The following is a 4,218-nucleotide window of genomic DNA, read 5'->3' as shown; positions in this document are numbered from 1 at the left end:
ACGAGCTTGGATTGCGCGACGGACCGTCTCAGTCGTCGTGGCGCTGCCGTGAAGAACCTGTCCCATAGCGCGTCCCTCCATGCGGCATCAGTCGTACCACCACACAGTGGGACCAAACAGCTAGTCACGCACGTCTCACCGCGCTCGACGCGCAGTCATCCCTCAATAGAGGGAGGAAACCGTGATCTCGTAATCTACTTCCGGATCTGCTCACCGTCCGCCATGCCATCAGTCGCGAACTCTGGGGCTGAGACTGCCGCGACCTGCTGAAATCCGGACAGGCGCAGGCCCGCCACCAGGGTTGGTCTTCCAATGGCCATGGGGTACGGGCGAGCGCAGCCGCTCGCCACGGGAAGACCGTCCGTACCGCCGGGCCATGTTGGTCGAGGTCCATGTCTCGTCGAGGAACACGAGTCGCGCAGGGTCGAGATCGAGCTGGCCCTCGAACCAGGCCTCGCGCGCGGCCTTCACGACCGGGCGTTCTTGCTCGGCAACGTGAGCTGTCTTCTTTGGGATGGCCCGCCCCTCCTTCGGCGTCGGCGCTAAGCTGACGTGGTCCGGGGAGAAGAGAGAACGATGGCGATCACCGTGTTGGGTATCAATCTCGGTATGAACATCTGCAGCGTCGCGGGTTTCGATGAGACGGGCCGTATCGTCCTTCGGCGGAGACTCTCGCGAGACCGCGTTGTCCGGCTGGGCGCCAAACTGCCGCCTTGCACGATGGCGATGGAGGCGTACTGCGGCGCTCACCACCTTGGCCACGTCCTGCGGGAGTAGGGCCACGAGGTCCGGCTTATGTCGCCGGAGTACGTCCAGCCCTACGTCAAAGCGCAGAAGAACGACGAGCGGGATGTGGAAGCGATCGGAGAGGCCGCGACCCGGCCGACAATGCGCTTCGTCCCGTCGAAGAGCGAGTCGCAGCTGGACGCGCAGATCCTTCATCGTGCCCGGACGCGCCTCGTTGGACAGCGGACGGCATTGATCAACCAGCTGCCCGCCGTGCTCCTGGAACGGGGTATTGTCGTCGCAAAGGGCCGTCAGCAGCTTGAGAGGTTCCTAACGGAGATGCTCGATCCCGCATTCGAGCTACCCTCGACCTTAAGTCCGCGCACTCGTCTCCTCATCGAAGATATGCGCCTGGAATGGGACGAGCTGGATCGCCGTATTGCTGCGCTGACGACCGAGTTCGTAGCCAGGGCCCGCGAGGACCAGGCCGCACGGCGCCTCGTCAGCATTCCAGGGGTCGGGGCGCTGAACGTGACTGCATTGGTTGCCGCAATCGGCACGGGCGAGACATTCCGATCCGGTCGTGATCTCGCGGCTTGGCTGGGCTTGGTACCGCGGCAAGCGACGACCGGCGGCAAACCAAGACTCCTCGGCATCACGAAGCGGGGCAACACTTACCGGCGCACGCTCCTGATCCACGGCGCACGGGCGGCTCTGCCGTCGCTCTCGACAGGCCAGACCCTGATCGACGAGTGGCTGCGTGGCCTCGTCGGCCGTGCTCACTAGAACAGCCAGACCGCGCAAGGCTTGCGCATTAAAGTCCGACCGTAGCGGTACCGGAGCATCGATCGCATCCTCCACAGGCTTGAAACCTAAGGACAGAATGACGAGCCAAAAGTCGATGCTGCCATGTGTGAGTCCTGCTTAGCGAGACTTGGTATTAATAGTCAGCCTCATGAAAAAATTCGTGTTCACCATTCTATGGCATGGATCTAATTTTTTCTCCAAGAAATCTAATTTCATCAATCCTAATCTGGTTTTCAGACCTAAGTTCGTCAATGTATTTCTGGTTTGTAGCATGTAACCCTTCATGTGATTTATAATCCAATATTCGATAATGATTCTGTGCTCTGAGTGAAGCAATTTCGTATTCCAATCTTTGGATCTGAGAATTTTTTAGTGTTTCCTGCAAACCGCATGTCTGAAACCAGCTTTTAGTGCTGCCAGGGAAGGAAGTTATAGCAGAGGCGACCAAAGCGTAGGTCGACGGTTTATTTGCAATAAAATCGGGAACCGTAAAGTATTTACGCAATATTTCGAAGTTTCTGGCTCCTTCGACATTGTTCGATGGATCATCAGATAAAACGCTGCTTTTGATAAAAGACTCGATTTTAGTTCCGTACTTACCTGATGCTGTCATTCTTGACGTTAGCCCGGCGCCCAAAGAACAAACGTTCATCGAGAGCAGCTGAGCTTCAAAACCAACACTTGAATTGACATGGATGACGCCGTCCCAATGAGTGAGCGATTCCCAAAGCGGAGTTGCTCCTGTCACATAATTAGCTTCTGGCGCATGCAGCTTGACGAGAGTAGAATAATCGCGCTTTGATGCAGGATGCGACCGTACTGTAAGATCTATATCTCTATAGTTTGCTAGATTTAGCAACAATTCTTTTAAGCTTTTATATTGGTTACCATACGAGTTCCATAAGATTGTATTAATATCGTAATCAAGCTGAAGTGGGACTAGCAGACGTTTTTTTCGATTGCTTGCTGTCTTCAATCGAAGTGATTGATCTGATATGAGATCGGATAGGCAATAATTTAAATTTAGGTCCGAACGCTTGGAAAATTCGTTTCCTACAATCATCTCTGATGCTAAGGAATCCGGGCCGACACCATCCGGGTCGAGCATCCAGTACAAGCCCATTGGCGATCGGATAGGGGATAACTCGACATGAATAACTCGAGCGCCCCCTTCGATCGATGCTTTTCGAAGCGTGTCATTTTTACTCCAAATGTACACAACATCAATTAACTCTCGCGCGATAATTTCTGAAATTAAACTGACTTTATGATTGTCTTGTCCATTGAGGAAATTCGTCCATTCCTGACGCCACCGCTTTGGCCAGGATTGGTCAAAACCGAGAGTGCTGCCCTTTATCCCGTGGCAGCAAATTTGATATTTATTAATTAACTGGTCAGGCCCAAAAATGTATGTTTTCGCTGCGCCTGATCTGTTCAGCGCTTCTGCAATCGAGCAAAAATGCAAAAAAGGCCATTCAAAGTCCTCTGGGCCGGATCTTACAGGTAAAGGCTCAACGATAAATGCTATCCTTAGCTCGCTCGATCTTGTCATACGAACCTCAACGCTAGATACGAACAGGAAATACAATCTTAATCAATAGGTTATTACGGACATATTAAGGTCGATATAGTGCCGCAATTGATCAAGCGAGATTAACAAGCACAGCTTCTAAAGTGCATTTGAACGCCCTTCAATCTCGCGACCGCTTGTATCAGGTATTAAAGGAAATTAGTAAGCGAATGATAGTCGCCTGATTTTCTGACGCCAGGGAAAATGGACCATAGACTTCCAAATTTGAACCACTCTGCATGACGAAGATCAGCGTCACGACTGATTCTCGCCCACGGCAGCAAGGCTCTGAACAACGGTTCGGTCAAGGGCATCTTCTATAATTCGAACAATCGATGACTGAGCCGCGTTGGGCTTCCCGGAGGCCACTTAGTATGTTCGGGCGACTGAGGCCTGGCTTATGGTCGGATGAAATCGTTGAACTTTTGTTATACAAAGGCGTATATGCCAAAAGCAATACTGACTATGAAATTAATCGGAAGTAAGTTTTGATCTGACTAGTATAGCTAGATAAATATTTTTGCGTTCAACTACTTTATCAGTTCGAGGAGAATTAAAAATGAAATGGATTCCTTCTGAGACTTACCGGCAAATTCTATCAAGTGTGCCAATCGCGTGTGTCGACGTCGCTATCGTGTCTGAAGGACGGATACTTCTGGTTGAGCGAACGGATGCGCCCGCCAAAGGGCAGCTGTGGTTACCTGGTGGAAGGGTCCACAAAGGAGAGTTGCTGAAGGAAGCGGCCAGCAGGAAGGCGATCGAGGAGGTCGGCATACGTTGCCATGTAGGTCCGATTTTGCTTACTTCAGAAACAATTTTCGAAGACGGCCCCGATGACATAGCTGTACATAGCATTAACACCTGCTTCTTTCTATTTCCAAAAGATAAGGTTGTAAACGTAAAACTTGATGGCCATCACGCGCATTACAGCTGGATCAGCGCGATTTCACCCAATTTGCACTCATATGTGCGTAGTTGCCTTTCGGCTGCCGGGCTTTGCTAAACATGTTTTCATACGCCTTCGCGCTCCTTGACCTGACCGGTATTTTGGACCGAGCCGATTGAGAGGCTACTGCATGGTGGCGGCCATGGGTAGCTGGAAGGCCAGATCCGGG

Annotated in this window: 2 protein-coding genes and 2 pseudogenes; 2 read left to right on the top strand and 2 right to left on the bottom strand. The window is 51.8% G+C overall.

Annotation, left to right across the window (positions count from 1 at the left end; translation table 11 throughout):
- Positions 1–224: 224 nt before the first annotated feature.
- Positions 225–510: pseudogene (locus tag ASG63_RS24690) on the bottom strand (IS630 family transposase); the annotation flags it as partial.
- Positions 511–576: 66 nt separating this feature from the next.
- Between ASG63_RS24690 and ASG63_RS19755 the strand changes: the two are divergent.
- Positions 577–1,512: pseudogene (locus tag ASG63_RS19755) on the top strand (IS110 family transposase).
- Positions 1,513–1,705: 193 nt separating this feature from the next.
- Here ASG63_RS19755 and ASG63_RS24685 read toward each other — a convergent pair.
- Positions 1,706–3,121, bottom strand: coding sequence for a capsular polysaccharide export protein, LipB/KpsS family (locus ASG63_RS24685; RefSeq protein WP_156394268.1), 1,416 nt, complete (start codon positions 3,119–3,121; stop codon positions 1,706–1,708).
- A 541-nt stretch (positions 3,122–3,662) separates the two neighbouring features.
- Here ASG63_RS24685 and ASG63_RS24680 point away from each other — a divergent pair.
- Positions 3,663–4,106, top strand: a complete 444-nt coding sequence (locus ASG63_RS24680; RefSeq protein WP_082559418.1) for an NUDIX domain-containing protein — start codon at positions 3,663–3,665, stop codon at positions 4,104–4,106.
- Positions 4,107–4,218 lie beyond the last annotated feature (112 nt).

Origin of the sequence: Methylobacterium sp. Leaf94, from assembly GCF_001426045.1 — a bacterium.
Classification (GTDB): domain Bacteria; phylum Pseudomonadota; class Alphaproteobacteria; order Rhizobiales; family Beijerinckiaceae; genus Methylobacterium.
This window is presented reverse-complemented; position numbering and strand designations above follow the sequence as displayed.

Bases quoted from the DNA above. Each gene is read 5' to 3' on its own strand.
- ASG63_RS24680 (WP_082559418.1), top strand. From the start codon at position 3,663: ATGAAATGGATTCCTTCTGAGACTTACCGGCAAATTCTATCAAGTGTG.